Consider the following 15,580-nt stretch of genomic DNA (forward strand, 5'->3'; position numbering starts at 1 on the left):
GGGCCGTGCTGCGTCACCGGCTCCCGGTACCGGCGGTCCGGGGGCGGTCAGTTCCGGTGTCCCTGGTGTGCCTGGTGTGCCTGGTGTGCGTGGTGTTCTCGGGTTGGCCGCGATGACGGGGCGTGCGGGCCCGGGTCGCCCGTTCGTAGGAAGGCAGCGGCGGCGGAACGGTTCGGCGCGCGGGGTGCTGCGTACCGTCCGGCGCATGAACGACAACGGTCCGCTCGTCACCGAGCCGCGCTCCGCTTCCGGCCCCGGCACGTCCCCCTCCCGATCCGCCGCCGGATCCGCACCCCACGGCGGTCACGCGGCACCCGCCGCCGTGGCGGCCCCGTCCCCACCGGTAGCCACCGCGGTCCGTCCGACCGTCACCGAGGTACGGCTCTCCGCCTTCCGGACCCATCGCAGCGCCGTCTTCCGGCTGGCCCCGCTGACGTTGATCGCCGGGGCTAGCGGCAGCGGGAAAACGAGTGTCTTACAGGCGTACGAGGCTTTGGGCGGTCTGGCCGGTGGTGCCCCGCTCGGTGAGGTCTTCGCCGATCCGGAGTCTTGTGTTCCGGAGTGGGCGGAGGCGGATGCGCAGGGCCGCCGTGGCTTCCGCATCGGCTGTACGGTCGACGGCCCTGCAGGTGCCGTACGGCTGGATGTGGCCGTCCAGGCCGAACCCCGGCTGAGGATCGTCGGAGAGCGGCTGACCTGCGGTGGGAGGGTGCTGCTCAGGACGGCGCTGCGGGATCCCGAGCGGTCGGCGGTCCAGGCCGAGTGGCTGACCGCGGGGTCCGTGCCGGTGACCCGGGCGCCGCTGCCCGACGACCGGCTGGGCACCGCGCTGCTGCCGCTGCGGGTCGCGGGCAAGACGGAGGGGCAGTTGCTGGTGCTCGCCGCCGCGGAACAGGCCGTGGTGGCGCTGCGGTCGGTCTTCGCCTGCGACCCGAGGCCGTGGGGAATGCGGCGTCCGGTGGCGGCGGACGACGGCCGGCTCCGGCGGAACTGCGAGAACCTGGCCGGGGTGCTCCACCGCACCCGGGATCAGTGCGCGAGGCGGTATGCGAGGCTGACCGCCGCGGCCCGCGCCGGCTGCCGGGGAGAAGTCGCCGGACTGGCGGTGGAGCAGCTGCCCGACGGGATGCTGCGGGCGCTGCTGGACCGGGGTCCGGGGAGGGCCGCGACGCCGGTGGAGCGGCTCGGCGAGGGTGAACTGAGGTTTCTCGCCCTGGCGCTGGTGCTGCTCACGGGGCCCGGGGTGCTGGCCGTGGACCGGGCCGCGGAGATCCCCGACGCGTACCAGTCCCTGACCGTCCTCGCGGATGGCTTCGACCGCGCGCTGGACGCGGGGCAGGCCAGGGAACTGGTGTCGCTGGCCGCCGAGACGGCGGCGCGCGGGCATGTGCGTCTGGTGGGGGCGGTCTGCGACGCCTCGTTCGCGCGCGGGGTCGAGGGCGTGTCGGTGGTAGATCTGGTGCCGTGACAACACGGAGCAGCGGTACGGATGACGGTGACGGCGGCGGGGCCGGGGGCGGGGGCGCGGAGGGTGCCGGTGGTACGGAGGGCGGGGAGCGGGCCGGTGGGCTCGACGTCGCGGGGCTCCAGCGCCGCTTGGTGGAGTTCGCCGAGGCGCGGGACTGGGGTCCGTACCACACGCCGAAGAACCTCGCCGTGGCGCTGAGCGTGGAGGCGGCCGAACTGGTCGAAATCTTCCAGTGGCTGACGCCGGAACAGTCGGCGGCGGTCATGGAGGACGACGGGACGGCGCACCGGGTGCGGGACGAGGTGGCCGATGTGCTGGCGTACCTCCTCCAGTTCTGTGCGGTGGTCGGGGTCGATCCGCTGGCGGCGCTCTCGGACAAGATCGACCGCAACGAGTCGCGCTTTCCCCGGAGGTGATGGGGTGGTCGCCCGGGCAGGGCCTGGTGCGGCGGACCGGCGCCCATATCCCCGGGCGCCGGTCCGGGGGCGGCGCGCCCGATGCTCGACTGTCCGGGATTGCCGGGGTTTTGGGAGTTTTCGGGGGGTGTTGAGAGTGGTGAGGGCTCTGGTGTCGACCTGTTTGGATCATGGTTTTGTCACTCTCCGGAGTTATCGAGTTGTTCACATCCGACTTCCTGTCCATAGATTTCCGATTTCCTCTGGCTTTTTGACTCAAAGCCCTTCACGCTGGGTAATGAATCAGTGGGCAGACAGTCGTACGATCGGGGGCGGCGTACATGGACGCGGAACGACTCATCGACCTGAGTCGACACGCCCTTGCGCGAAGCAGGGCGGTTGCGGAGGTAGTGGCCGAGGCAGGGCAGGCACAGCTGCTTGCGCAGGCCGTCGGCGGACAGTTGGTGGCCTTCGGCCCGCCCGAGCTCAGCCGGGACGCGCGCGGCCTCGCCGAGACCGGCGGCCCCGGGGACCGGGACGGTACGGGCGCGGCGGAGGTGATGAGGGCCGGGAGCAGAGCCGCCCGCCTCACGGGGATCGACGATCCCCGTGAGGCGCTGATCGCGCTGGGAGCGCTCCTCGCCGATGTGGGCATCGCCCTCGTCGGGGTGGCCTGCGCCACCGACGAGGAGGGTTTGTACTGGCACTGCGTCGAGGCGATGGACGCCGCCGACGAAGCCGGTGACCGGGTCCGGGCCATGCTGCGCAGACTCTCGGCCGCGGATCTGGCCGGACGGGATCTGCGCAGGCCTCCGGGCGTGGTCGGGGAGCGGGCGGGCCCCTGGGACGGCGGGCCGCTCGCCGGAGCGAACGGCCCTGCCGGACCGTCGGGCGACGGCAGGGTCCGGGAGCGGAGCGTCGAGCGGGGAGCCGGAGGGACAGCACGGAGCGGTGCGCTGCCGGTGGAGTCCGAGCGGCGCAACGGCCCGGCCGTTCGGGACGGCTGCGGGCATGCCTCCGGCGCGATCGGTCAGGCCCCGGCCCGGCCCGCGCCCGTCTCCCCGTCCGTCTCCGGAGCCGATTCGGTGCTGCGCACTGCTGCCCGCCCCGCGCCCGTACCGCCGTCCACCGCTCCGTCCCGGACGGACGGGCCGGTTTCGTGCCATGTGCCGCTGCCGCCCCGGGCCGGCCGGCGCGGCGGACCCCAGGCTCCGCGCCCGAGGACGGCCGGGTATCCGGACGGACCGTCCGACGGAGCGCCGGACCACGGAGGCGCGCCGGCCGTCCCGGACACGGCCGACTCGGCGGCGGGTTCCCCGTGACCGGTCGCCGGAACTGCGACGGGTCCCACGGCCGGTCACGGCGGAGCGCCGAGCGGCGCGGTCTGCCGGGCGGGGCCGTGAATCCGGACGTCGAGGGGCGCAGGCTCGCCGGACGGGCCGTGCCGGACGGGCCGTCCCGTACCGCGGACCGACGGCCCGGAGCGGGTGCCGGGGCCCACCCGACCGGTGGGTTTCATCCCGCCGCACGGGCGGGCCGCGGGTGAGGGCGGCGGGCTGCGCAGACCCGACGGGGTGCAGGATGGAGGGTATGGAACTCCGCATCTTCACCGAACCCCAGCAGGGCGCGAGCTACGACACGCTGCTGACCGTCGCCAAGGCCACCGAGGACCTCGGCTTCGACGCCTTTTTCCGCTCCGACCACTATCTCGCCATGGGGTCCGCCGACGGGCTGCCCGGCCCGACCGACGCCTGGATCACCCTGGCCGGGCTCGCCCGGGAGACCAGCCGGATCCGGCTCGGGACGCTGATGACGGCCGGGACGTTCCGGCTCCCCGGAGTCCTCGCCATCCAGGTCGCGCAGGTGGACCGGATGTCGGGCGGCCGGGTCGAACTGGGACTGGGCGCCGGCTGGTTCGAGGAGGAGCACAAGGCGTACGGCATCCCCTTCCCCAAGGAGAAGTTCGCCCGGCTGGAGGAGCAGCTGGCCATCGTCACCGGGCTGTGGGACACCCCGGTCGGCGACACCTTCTCGTACGACGGCACGCACTACCGGCTCACCGACTCGCCCGCGCTCCCCAAGCCCGTGAACGGCCGGGTGCCGGTGCTGATCGGCGGTCACGGGGCCACCCGCACCCCCCGCCTGGCCGCGCGGTACGCGGACGAGTTCAACATCCCCTTCGCCTCCGTGGAGGACACCGAGCGGCAGTTCGGGCGGGTCAGGGCCGCCGCCGAGGCCCAGGGGCGCGGTCCCGACGAGCTCGTGTACTCGAATGCCCTGGTGGTCTGCGTCGGCCGGAACGACGCCGAGGTGGCGCGACGGGCCGCGGCGATCGGCCGGGAAGTGGACGAGCTGAAGACCAACGGGCTGGCGGGTTCGCCCGCCGAGGTCGTCGACAAGATCGGACAGTACGCCGCCGTCGGCTCCTCCCGGATCTACCTCCAGATCCTCGACCTGTCCGACCTCGACCATCTGGAACTGATCTCTGCCGAGGTCCAGTCCCGACTGGGCTGAGCCCGTGCGCCCCGCCCGCCCGCTCGCCGAAGCCCTCGCCGAAGGACCCCTCGTCCTCGACGGGGGCCTCGCGAGCCGACTGGAGGAGCAGGGGAGCGACCTCTCCGGAGAACTCTGGTCGGCCCGCCTCCTGACGGAGGATCCGGGCCGCATCGAAGCCGCGCACCGGGCCTACGTCCGGGCGGGCGCGCGGGTGCTGATCACCGCGAGCTACCAGGCCTCGTACGAGGCGTTCGCCCGCCGGGGAATGACGAGGACGGAGGCCGGGCGGCTGTTCGCCCGCAGTGTGCGGCTCGCCAGGGCCGCGGCCGAGGAGACCGCCGACGAGGTGTGGGTCGCCGCCTCCGTAGGGCCGTACGGAGCGGTGCTCGCGGACGGCAGCGAGTACCGCGGCCGTTACGGACTCACCGTCCGGGAACTGGAGCGGTTCCACCGGCCGCGGGTCGAGGCACTGGCAGCCGCGGACCCCGACGTCCTGGCGCTGGAAACCGTTCCGGACACGGACGAGGCGGAGGCCCTGCTGCGGGCCGCCGAAGGCTGCGGAGTGCCCGTCTGGCTCTCGTACACCGTCAGCGGTACCCGGACCCGCGCCGGACAGTCCCTGGACACGGCCTTCGGACTGGTCCGGGGCCTGGACCAGGTGATTGCCGCCGGGGTCAACTGCTGCGAACCGCCGGACACCACCGCGGCCGTCACCCGGGCCGCCCGGCTGACGGGCAAGCCCGTCGTGGCCTATCCGAACAGCGGCGAGGCATGGGACGCCCGGCGCCGGGCCTGGACCGGCCCCGTCACCTACAGCGCCCACCGCGTGGCCGACTGGCTGGGCGCGGGTGCCCGGCTGGTCGGCGGCTGCTGCCGGATCGGACCGGGCACGATCACCGATGTCGCCGCCGCCGTCTCGGCGTACGGACCGGGAGCGGGCGGCGGGGCGGCCCGGGGCTGAACTCCGCCCCCGGACCCGAGGCGAGGGGGGCGAGAAGGGGCGGCAGGCGCCGCCCCTCCCCGGAGCGGGGCAATATTCCCGGCAACCGCAGTCCCGAACCCTCCATAATCGGTCAGGTGTTCTTGACGATCCGAACGACCGGTACCACCGAACGTCCCGCCACCGACCTGGGCTTTCTGCTGCACAAGCACCCCGGCAAGGCGCAGTCGTTCTCCACCTCGCACGGGCGGGCGCACGTCTTCTATCCCGAGGCGTCCGCCGAGTGCTGCACGGCCGCACTGCTTCTGGAGGTCGATCCGGTGGCGCTGGTGCGGCGCAGCAAGGAGAAGGGGCGCGGCGGCGCGCCCGATGCCGCCCTGGCGCAGTACGTCAACGACCGCCCCTACGCTGCCTCCTCCCTGCTGGCCGTGGCGATGAGCACGGTCTTCAGGAGTGCCTTGCGCGGACAGTGCGCTGCCCTCCCGGAGCGGGCAGAGACCCCGATGCCGCTCCGTATCGAGGTGCCGGCCCTCCCCGCCCGCGGCGGCCCCGAACTGGTCGCCAAGCTCTTCGGACCGCTGGGCTGGACCCGGGTCGAGGCCCGCCCGGTGGCGCTGGACGAACAGTTCCCCGAATGGGGCGACTCGCGTTACGTACAGCTGGTCCTGGAGGGCGAACTGCGGCTCTCCGACGCGCTGCGGCAGCTGTACGTCCTGCTCCCGGTCCTCGACGACGCCAAGCACTACTGGGTCGCACCGGACGAGGTCGACAAACTGATCCGGGCCGGCGAGGGGTGGCTCGCCGACCACCCCGAACGCGCGCTCATCACCAACCGCTATCTCTCCCGCCGCTGGAGCCTGACCCGGCAGGCCGCGGAACGGCTGGAACTCGTCCGGCTGGCCGAGGCCGAGCACCTCGACGTCGAGGACGTCGACAACGCCGTGGACGAGACCACCGACACCGAGGAACGGCCCGTTCCGCTCGCCGAACAGCGGCGGGAGGCGATCGTGGCGGCACTGCGAGCCGCGGGCGCGAGCCGTGTCCTCGACCTGGGCTGCGGACAGGGCCGGCTGGTGCAGGCGCTCCTCAAGGACGTCCGCTTCACCGAGATCGTCGGCGTCGACGTCTCCGTACGGGCCCTGACGGTCGCGGCACGCCGCCTCAAACTGGACCGCATGGGCGAACGGCAGGCCGGCCGGGTGACCCTCCTCCAGGGGGCGCTCACCTACACCGACACCCGGCTCAAGGGCTACGACGCCGCTGTGCTCAGCGAGGTCGTCGAGCATCTCGACCTGCCGCGGCTGCCCGCGCTGGTGTACGCGGTCTTCCGCTCGGCCCGGCCCGCCACCGTCGTCGTGACCACGCCGAACGTCGAGTACAACGTCCGCTGGGAGACCCTGCCCGCCGGACACGTACGCCATGGGGACCACCGCTTCGAATGGACCCGGGAGGAGTTCCGGGCCTGGGCGGACGAGGTCTGCGTACGGCACGGCTACACCGTGGCGTACCTGCCGGTGGGAACCGACGACCCCGAGGTGGGCCCGCCGACCCAGATGGCGGTCTTCACCCGTACCGACGAGGACGGCACCCCCGGCCGCGGCAACGGCCGCACCGGGAACACCCGTACCGAGAACGTTCCTGTCGAAAGCACCCACGACACCCACGACACCCGCGACACCCGCGACACCGGCCGTACCGGAGACGACGGCAGCGAGAAGGAGGCGAAGGCCGCATGACCACCCCGCACAAGACCGGCACCACGGGCACCACCGGCACCACGGGCGTCGCGGCCCCCGTGGAGACCGCGCCCGGTACGCCGGCGGCACGCCGTCTCCCGGTCACCGACCTCTCCCTGGTCGTCCTCATCGGCGCCAGCGGCTCCGGCAAGTCCTCCTTCGCCCGCCGCCACTTCAAGCCCACCGAGATCATCTCCTCGGACTTCTGCCGCGGCCTGGTCGCCGACGACGAGAACGACCAGTCGGCCAGCGGCGACGCCTTCGACGTCCTCCACTACATCGCGGGCAAGCGGCTTGCCGCCGGGCGGCTCACCGTCGTCGACGCCACCAACGTGCAGACCGAGAGCCGCAAGCAGTTGGTGAGGCTGGCGCGCGAACACGACGTCCTGCCCATCGCCGTCGTGCTCGACCTGCCCGAGGAGGTCTGCGCCGAGCGGAACGCCCTCCGCCCCGACCGGGCCGGAATGCCCCGCCGGGTCATCAAACGCCACCGCGCCGAGCTGCGCCGCTCCCTGCGCGGTCTGGAACGCGAGGGCTTCCGCAAGGTGCACGTCCTGCGCAGCACCACCGAGGTCGACGCGGCCGAGATCGTCATCGAGCGCCGCTTCAACGACCTCCGGCACCTCACCGGCCCCTTCGACATCATCGGTGACATCCACGGATGCAGCTCCGAGCTGGACACCCTGCTCGCGAAGCTCGGATACGAGAACGGCGCCCACCCGGACGGGCGGACCGCCGTCTTCGTCGGAGACCTGGTCGACCGCGGACCGGACAGCCCCGGCGTCCTGCGGCGGGTGATGTCCATGGTCGGCTCCGGCAACGCGCTCTGCGTCCCCGGGAACCACGAGAACAAGCTCGGGCGTTACCTCAAGGGACGGAACGTCCAGCACACCCACGGACTCGCCGAGACCATCGCCCAGCTGGAGCAGGAGGACCGGAAGGACCCCGCCTTCCGGGAGCAGGTGCGGGTCTTCATCGAAGGCCTGATCAGCCACTATGTGCTCGACGGCGGCGCTCTCGTCGTCTGCCACGCCGGACTGCCGGAGAAGTACCACGGCCGCACCTCCGGCCGGGTCCGCTCGCACGCCCTCTACGGGGACACCACGGGCGAGACCGACGAGTTCGGCCTGCCCGTCCGCTACCCGTGGGCGGAGGACTACCGCGGCCGGGCCGCCGTCGTCTACGGCCACACCCCCGTGCCCAACACCTCGTGGATCAACAACACCATCTGCCTCGACACCGGTGTGGTCTTCGGCGGGAAGATGACCGCGCTGCGCTGGCCCGAGCGCGAACTCGTCGACGTACCCGCCGAACAGGTCTGGTACGAGCCGGTCAAACCGCTCCTCACCGAGGCGCCCGGCGCCCGCGAGGGACGGCCGCTCGACCTCGCCGACGTCCAGGGCAGGCGGGTCGTCGAGACCACCCATCTCGCCCGGATCGGCGTCCGCGAGGAGAACGCGGCGGCCGCCCTGGAAGTGATGAGCCGGTTCGCCGTCGACCCCCGGCTGCTCACCTATCTCCCGCCGACCATGGCGCCGACCGCGACCTCGAAGGAGGACGGCTATCTGGAGCATCCGGCCGAGGCGTTCGCGCAGTACCGCGACGACGGCGTCGCACGGGTCGTCTGCGAGGAGAAGCACATGGGCTCCCGGGCCGTCGCCCTGGTCTGCCGGTCCGCAGCGACCGCGCACGACCGCTTCGGCGTCGGCACCCCGGACGGCACCGACGGCCCGACCGGTGCGCTCTACACCCGTACCGGCCGGCCCTTCTTCGCCGACGAGGCCTTCACCGAACAGATCATCGGACGGCTCCGCGAAGCCGTGACGGCTGCCGGCCTCTGGGACGAACTGAACACCGACTGGCTGCTGCTGGACGCCGAGCTGATGCCGTGGTCACTGAAGGCATCCGGCCTGCTGCGCGGGCAGTACGCGGCCGTGGGCGCCGCGGCGGGAGCCGTCTTCCCACAGGCCACAGCCGCGCTGGAGGCGGCCGTGGCCCGGGGCGTCGACGTGGGCGGGCTGCTCGCGGCCCAGCGGGAACGAGCCGTCGACGCGGCCGCCTTCACCGAGGCCTACCGCCGCTACTGCTGGACGACGGACGGTCTGGAAGGCGTGCGGTTCGCACCGTTCCAGATCCTCGCCGTCCAGGGCCGCTCCCTGGCGGACGTCCCCCACGACGAACAGCTCGCCCTGCTCGACCGGCTGGTGGCACACGACCCGACCGGGCTCGTCCGGACCACCCGGCGGCTGATCGTCGACACCGGCGACGAGGAATCCGTCCGCGCCGGAACCGACTGGTGGCTGGCGATGACCGAGGAGGGCGGCGAGGGCATGGTGGTCAAGCCGCTCCGACCGCTCGCACGCACTCCGAAGGGCGCCCTGGTCCAGCCCGGGATCAAGGTCCGGGGCCGGGAGTACCTCCGGATCATCTACGGACCGGAGTACACCCGTCCGGTCCACCTCGAACAGTTGCGGAAGCGCTTCCTCAACCACAAGCGGTCGCTCGCCCTGCGCGAGTACGCCCTCGGCCTGGAAGCGCTGGACCGGCTCGCCGCCGGGGAGCCGCTGTGGCGGATCCACGAGGCGGTCTTCGCGGTGCTGGCCCTGGAGTCGGAGCCCGTCGACCCCAGGCTCTGACCCCACTGCCGTCCGAGTCCGGTGCGGTGCGTGAGATGCGCACCGCACCGCCGTCCCGGGCCGCCCCGGGCCGCCGGGCCCGGACGGTCGTACGGCGGTGCCGGTGTCCACCGGGTGAACGGCCGCGCGGGCGGTGAGGATAGGGACATGGGATTCCAAGTCGACTCCGAGACCGGGCGGCTGCGCCGGGTCGTACTGCACCGGCCCGATCTGGAGCTGAAGAGGCTCACACCCGGAAACAAGGACGCACTGCTTTTCGACGACGTGCTCTGGGTCCGCCGGGCCCGGGCCGAACACGACGGATTCGCGGACGTCCTGCGCGACCGCGGCGTCGAGGTCCACCTCTTCGGGGATCTGCTGCGCGAGTCGCTGGAGATCCCCGAGGCGCGGGCACTCGTCCTCGACCGGGTCTTCGACGAGAAGGAGTACGGGCCGCTCGCCACCGGCCATCTGCGCGCCGCCTTCGACGAGATGACCACCACGGACCTGGTGGCGGCCCTGGTCGGCGGGATGACCAAGCGGGAGTTCCTCGCCGGGCACCCCGAGCCCACCTCCGTACGGTTCCACGCGATGGAACTGGACGACTTCCTGCTCGACCCGCTGCCCAACCACATCTTCACCCGCGACACCTCGGCCTGGATCTACGACGGCGTCTCCATCAACGCCATGCGCTGGCCCGCGCGGCAGCGCGAAACCGTCCACTTCGAGGCGATCTACACCCATCATCCGCTCTTCACCGGGCCGCAGGCCGGACCCTTCCACCACTGGTCACACGGACAGGCCGACTACCCCTCCACCATCGAGGGCGGGGACGTCCTCGTCATCGGGAACGGCGCCGTCCTCATCGGAATGAGCGAGCGGACCACCCCCCAAGCGGTGGAAATGCTGGCCAAAGGGCTGTTCGCGGCCGGCTCGGCCCGGACCATCGTGGCCCTGGACATGCCGAAACGCCGGGCCTTCATGCATCTCGACACCGTCATGACCATGGTCGACGGCGACACCTTCACCCAGTACGCGGGACTCGGCATGCTCCGCTCGTACACGATCGAACCCGCGGAGGGCCCGCAGGCCCTGCGCGTCAGCGACCATCCGCCCGAGCAGATGCACAGCGCCATCGCCGCCGCGCTCGGGTTGAAGGAGATCAGGGTCCTGACCCCCACCCAGGACGTCCACGCCGCCGCCCGCGAACAGTGGGACGACGGCTGCAACGTGCTGGCCGTCGAGCCCGGGGTGGTGGTCGCCTACGAACGCAACGCGACCACCAACACCCATCTGCGGAAACAGGGCATCGAGGTGATCGAGATCCCGGGCAGCGAACTGGGGCGGGGGAGGGGAGGGCCCCGGTGCATGAGCTGCCCCGTCGAGCGCGATGCCGTCTGACGCCCGGCCCGGAGCCCCGTACTGCTCCCTGTCCCTCCCCTTCCACCCCGCCCCTTTTTTCCCTCCGCCCCCGCCATCCGGTCCGCTCGGTCGCGGATCCCGTGCCGCCGGGGGTTTGTCCGCACCGGTCGGCGGACATTCTGTATAGTGATGCAGGTGGACGTATACACTTCCATGACCACTACCGCGACCGAACCAGGAGCACGCGATGGCGATACACCTCGAAGGCCGCCACTTCCTCAAGGAGCTGGACTTCTCCGCCGAGGAGTTCCGAGGACTCGTCGACCTGGCGGCACGGCTGAAGGCGGCCAAGCGGTCCGGCGGTGAGCAGCAGTTCCTGCGCGGGAAGAACATCGCCCTGATCTTCGAGAAGCCTTCGACGCGGACCCGCTGTGCCTTCGAGGTGGCCGCAGCCGACCAGGGTGCCTCCACGACCTACATCGACCCGGCCGGATCGCATATCGGGCGCAAGGAGACCGCGGAGGACACCGCCCGGGTGCTCGGCCGGATGTTCGATGCCATCGAGTTCCGCGGCGACGCGCAGTCGACCGTCGAAGAGCTGGCGGAGCACTCCGGCGTCCCCGTCTACAACGGCCTCACCGACGACTGGCACCCCACCCAGATGCTCGCCGATGTGCTCACCATGACCGAGCACAGCGACAAGCCGCTGGAGGAGATCGCCTTCGCCTACCTCGGCGACGCCCGCTTCAATATGGGCAACTCCTATCTGATCACCGGCGCCCTGCTGGGCATGGACGTCCGGATCGTCGGCCCCCGGGCGTACTGGCCCGCCGAGGAGATCCAGCTCCGGGCCCGGGAGATCGCCGCGAGCAGCGGGGCCCGGATCACCCTCACCGAGGAGGTTGCCGAGGGCGTCCGCGGCGCGGACTTCGTCGCCACCGACGTCTGGGTGTCGATGGGCGAGCCCAAGGAGGTCTGGGACGAGCGGATCAAAGCCCTCGGGCCGTACGCGGTCACCATGGACGTCCTCCGCGCCACCGGCAATCCGGACGTGAAGTTCCTGCACTGCCTGCCCGCATTCCACGACCTCGGGACGGTGGTGGCCCGCGATATCCACGCGTCGCACGGCCTGACGGAGCTGGAAGTGACGGACGAGGTCTTCGAATCCACGCACTCCGTCGTCTTCGACGAGGCGGAGAACCGGTTGCACACCATCAAGGCGGTGATGGTTGCGACGCTCGGATCGGGCGTCAACGGCTGACCCGGCCCTGCTCGGCGCGACGGTGATGCCGGATATCGCGCGCTCGTGACGGAAGTCATGGAACGGTGATAGCTTCGGAAGGAGGCAGAGGCGGGGCAGCGGTACCCGCCGCCGGAGGAGGCCCCTTCCATGAGCCCCTTTACCGGATCCGTCCAACCCACCGAGGAATGGCGCCATCTGAGGCTCTCGGTCGACGACGGCGTCGCCACGGTGACCCTCGCCCGCCCGCAGAGGCTCAACGCCCTCACCTTCGGCGCCTATGCCGATCTGCGCGATCTCCTCGCCCAGTTGACACGGGAACGATCCGTGCGGGCACTGGTGATCGGCGGTGAGGGGCGAGGCTTCTGCTCGGGCGGCGACGTCGACGAGATCATCGGTGCCACCCTTGCCCTGGACACCGCGGAACTCCTCGACTTCAACCGGATGACCGGCGCAACCGTACGAGCCATCCGGGAGTGCCCGTTCCCCGTGATCGCCGCCGTGCACGGAGTGGCCGCAGGGGCCGGTGCCGTCCTCGCCCTCGCCGCGGACTTCCGGATCGCCGACCCGACCGCCCGATTCTCCTTTCTCTTCACCCGGGTGGGCCTGTCCGGCGGAGACATGGGCGCCGCCTATCTGCTGCCCCGGACCGTCGGCCTCGGCCACGCCACCAGGCTGCTGATGCTCGGAGAGCCCGTCACCGCGGCCGAAGCGGAACGGATCGGACTGATCAGCGAACTGGTCCCCGAGGGCACCGCCGGGGAACGCGCCGCCGCCCTTGCGGCCCGTCTCGCCACCGGACCGGCACTGGCCCAGGCCCAGACCAAAGCACTGCTCACGGCCGAACTCGACATGCCGCTGGCCGCCTCGGTGGAGTTGGACGCCGCCACTCAGGCCCTTCTGATGACCGGCGCGGACTATGCCGAATTCCACGCCGCCTTCACCGCGAAACGCCCACCGCAATGGCACGGACGATGACCGGGCACTGGCCGTGACCGGTCGCCGGTCCCGGCCGCTGCGGATCGCCGTCATCGGTGGCGGCCCCGGCGGGCTCTACGCCGCCGCCCTGCTGAAACGCCACGATCCGCGCCGGACCGTCACCGTCTGGGAACGCCGCACACCCCGGGACACCTTCGGCTTCGGGGTCGTCCTCTCCGACGAAACGCTCGGCGCGATCGAACACGCCGACCCCGCCGTCCACCGGTCCCTCCGCCGGGAGTTCGTACGCTGGGACACGATCGACATCGTCCACCGCGGCCGGACCCTCACCACCGGCGGACACGGCTTCGCCGCCCTGGGACGGCAGAGACTGCTGGCCCTCCTCCACCGGCGCTGCACCGAGCTGGGCGTACGACTCCGCTTCCGTACCCCCGCACCGCCCGCCGCCGAACTCGCCGCCGGCCACGACCTCGTCGTCGCCGCCGACGGAGCGGGCAGCGGCACCAGGGAGGCGGCCCCCGGGGCATACCGGCCCACCGTCACCACCCACGACTGCCACTACCGCTGGCTGGCCGCGGACTTCGCGTTCGACGCCTTCCGCTTCGAGACCGCCGAGACCGAGTTCGGAGTGATGCAGCTCCACGGCTACCCGTACGCTCCCGACGCCTCCACCGTGGTCGTCGAAATGCGGGAGGAGGTGTGGCGGGCGGCAGGATTCCACACCGAACCGGCGGACCAGGGGCCGGCCTGGACCGTCGACCGCTGTGCCGAGATCTTCGCCGGAGCCCTCGGCGGGCGGGGGCTCCGGCACGGCGACTCCACCTGGACCGCGTTCCGTACCGTCGTCAGCGAACGCTGGACTCACGGCCGTACCGTCCTCATCGGAGACGCGGCCCATACCGCCCACTTCTCCATCGGCTCCGGCACCAAACTCGCCGTCGAGGACGCCCTCGCGCTCGCCACCGCCGTCGAGGAGCACCCGGTGCTCGACGAAGCGCTCGCCGTGTACGAGGCGGAGCGCCGACCGGTCGTCGAGTCGACGCAGCGCGCCGCACTGGCCAGCCTGCGCTGGTTCGAACAACTGGGGACGTACACGGCACAGCCCCCTCGGCAGTTCGCCTTCAACCTGCTGACCCGCAGCCGCCGCGTCACCCACGACAATCTGAGACTGCGGGACGCGGCGTTCACCACGGCCGTCGACCGCGACTTCGGCTGCCCTCCCGGCACACCCCCGATGTTCACCCCGTTCCGGCTGCGCGGACTCACCCTGCGCAACCGGATCGTCGTCTCCCCTATGGACATGTATACGGCGGTGGACGGCGTTCCCGGCGACTTCCACCTGGTCCACCTCGGGGCGCGGGCCCTGGGCGGAGCCGGGCTGGTGATGACCGAGATGGTCTGTGTGAGCGCCCGGGGGAGGATCACCCCCGGCTGCGCCGGGCTGTACAGCGAAGAGCAGGCGGCGGCCTGGCGGCGGATCACCGGCTTTGTACGGGCCGCAGCGCCCGGTACGGCGATCGGCGTCCAGCTCGGCCACAGCGGACGCAAGGGTTCCACCCGGCGGATGTGGGAAGGGACCGACGAGCCCCTCCCCGACGGCAACTGGCCCCTGGTCGCCGCGTCCGCCCTGCCGTACCGGCCGGACGGCCGGGTGCCCACGGCACTGGACCGGGTCGGCATGACCGCCGTACGGAGCGCCTTCACCGCCGCCGCGCGCCGGGCCGCCGACGCCGGGTTCGACCTCCTCGAACTGCACTGCGCACACGGCTATCTCCTCTCCGGATTCCTCTCGCCCCTCACCAACCGGCGCACCGACGGCTACGGAGGCGATCTCGCCGGACGGCTCCGCTTTCCACTGGAGGTCTTCGACGCGGTAAGGGACGTCTGGCCCGAGGAACGGCCCATGACCGTCCGGATCTCGGCGACCGACTGGGCGCCCGGAGGCACCTCGGACACGGAAGCCGTGGCGATCGCCGCGGCCTTCGCCGCTCACGGAGCCGATGCGATCGACGTCTCCACCGGACAGGTCGTAGCGGACGAGCAGCCCGAGTTCGGGCGGTCGTACCAGACTCCGTACGCGGACCGGATCCGCAACACCCTGGGGGTGCCCGTGATCGCCGTGGGGGCGATCTCCTCCTGGGACGACGTCAACTCACTGCTGCTCGCGGGCCGGGCCGATCTCTGCGCACTGGCCAGGCCCCATCTGTACGACCCGCACTGGACGCTGCACGCGGCGGCCGAACAGGGTTACACCGGGCCGGGCGCGCCCTGGCCCCTGCCGTACCGGGCGGGCAGCCGCAGACCGCCGACCGGGCGCACGGAGGTGCCCCGGCCGCGGCCCGGCGGCTCCGGCTGACGGTGACCCCGGGCGGCGGCAGCGGCAACGACG

General features: G+C 72.0%; 10 protein-coding genes and 1 pseudogene. All 11 read left to right on the plus strand.

The genetic code is table 11. The features are described from left to right. The first annotated feature begins 205 nt into the window (after positions 1–205). Complete coding sequence (locus tag B7R87_RS26900; protein WP_202489004.1) at positions 206–1,468, plus strand: AAA family ATPase; 1,263 nt, start codon at positions 206–208, stop codon at positions 1,466–1,468. Further along, complete coding sequence (locus tag B7R87_RS26905) at positions 1,465–1,884, plus strand: nucleotide pyrophosphohydrolase (protein WP_006345882.1); 420 nt, start codon at positions 1,465–1,467, stop codon at positions 1,882–1,884. Before B7R87_RS26900 ends, B7R87_RS26905 begins: the two co-directional genes overlap by 4 nt. A gap of 320 nt (positions 1,885–2,204) precedes the next feature. Further along, positions 2,205–2,741 (plus strand): annotated as a pseudogene (locus B7R87_RS26910) (DUF6099 family protein); the annotation flags it as partial. 712 nt (positions 2,742–3,453) lie between these two features. Then, a complete protein-coding gene (locus B7R87_RS26915; protein WP_006345880.1) occupies positions 3,454–4,377 on the plus strand; it encodes an LLM class F420-dependent oxidoreductase in 924 nt (307 codons plus the stop codon). Between the two features lie 4 nt (positions 4,378–4,381). After that, positions 4,382–5,320 (plus strand): homocysteine S-methyltransferase, encoded by a 939-nt coding sequence (mmuM, locus tag B7R87_RS26920; RefSeq protein WP_006345879.1) that lies wholly within the window; start codon positions 4,382–4,384, stop codon positions 5,318–5,320. A gap of 116 nt (positions 5,321–5,436) precedes the next feature. Then, positions 5,437–7,035 carry a 3' terminal RNA ribose 2'-O-methyltransferase Hen1 gene (locus B7R87_RS26925; RefSeq protein WP_006345878.1) on the plus strand — a complete coding sequence of 533 codons (1,599 nt, stop codon included), beginning with the start codon at positions 5,437–5,439 and terminating at the stop codon, positions 7,033–7,035. Further along, a complete protein-coding gene (locus B7R87_RS26930; RefSeq protein WP_006345877.1) occupies positions 7,032–9,671 on the plus strand; it encodes a polynucleotide kinase-phosphatase in 2,640 nt (879 codons plus the stop codon). The genes B7R87_RS26925 and B7R87_RS26930 overlap by 4 nt, the downstream gene beginning before the upstream one ends. 147 nt (positions 9,672–9,818) lie before the next feature. Next, the gene (locus B7R87_RS26935; protein WP_006345876.1) at positions 9,819–11,051 is read left to right on the plus strand and encodes an arginine deiminase; all 1,233 of its coding nucleotides are present in this window, start codon (positions 9,819–9,821) and stop codon (positions 11,049–11,051) included. Between the two features lie 208 nt (positions 11,052–11,259). Further along, the gene (argF, locus tag B7R87_RS26940; protein ID WP_006345875.1) at positions 11,260–12,273 is read left to right on the plus strand and encodes an ornithine carbamoyltransferase; all 1,014 of its coding nucleotides are present in this window, start codon (positions 11,260–11,262) and stop codon (positions 12,271–12,273) included. 129 nt (positions 12,274–12,402) lie between these two features. Continuing rightward, a complete protein-coding gene (locus tag B7R87_RS26945; RefSeq protein WP_006345874.1) occupies positions 12,403–13,230 on the plus strand; it encodes an enoyl-CoA hydratase family protein in 828 nt (275 codons plus the stop codon). A 13-nt stretch (positions 13,231–13,243) separates the two neighbouring features. Further along, complete coding sequence (locus tag B7R87_RS26950) at positions 13,244–15,547, plus strand: bifunctional salicylyl-CoA 5-hydroxylase/oxidoreductase (protein WP_006345873.1); 2,304 nt, start codon at positions 13,244–13,246, stop codon at positions 15,545–15,547. The last annotated feature ends 33 nt before the right edge of the window (positions 15,548–15,580 follow it).

Origin of the sequence: Streptomyces tsukubensis (assembly GCF_003932715.1) — a bacterium.
In the GTDB taxonomy this organism is placed as follows: Bacteria; Actinomycetota; Actinomycetes; order Streptomycetales; family Streptomycetaceae; genus Streptomyces; species Streptomyces tsukubensis.

Bases quoted from the DNA above. Each gene is read 5' to 3' on its own strand.
- B7R87_RS26900 (WP_202489004.1), top strand. From the start codon at position 206: ATGAACGACAACGGTCCGCTCGTCACCGAGCCGCGCTCCGCTTCCGGC.
- B7R87_RS26915 (WP_006345880.1), top strand. From the start codon at position 3,454: ATGGAACTCCGCATCTTCACCGAACCCCAGCAGGGCGCGAGCTACGAC.
- B7R87_RS26930 (WP_006345877.1), top strand. From the start codon at position 7,032: ATGACCACCCCGCACAAGACCGGCACCACGGGCACCACCGGCACCACG.
- B7R87_RS26935 (WP_006345876.1), top strand. From the start codon at position 9,819: ATGGGATTCCAAGTCGACTCCGAGACCGGGCGGCTGCGCCGGGTCGTA.
- argF (WP_006345875.1), top strand. From the start codon at position 11,260: ATGGCGATACACCTCGAAGGCCGCCACTTCCTCAAGGAGCTGGACTTC.
- B7R87_RS26945 (WP_006345874.1), top strand. From the start codon at position 12,403: ATGAGCCCCTTTACCGGATCCGTCCAACCCACCGAGGAATGGCGCCAT.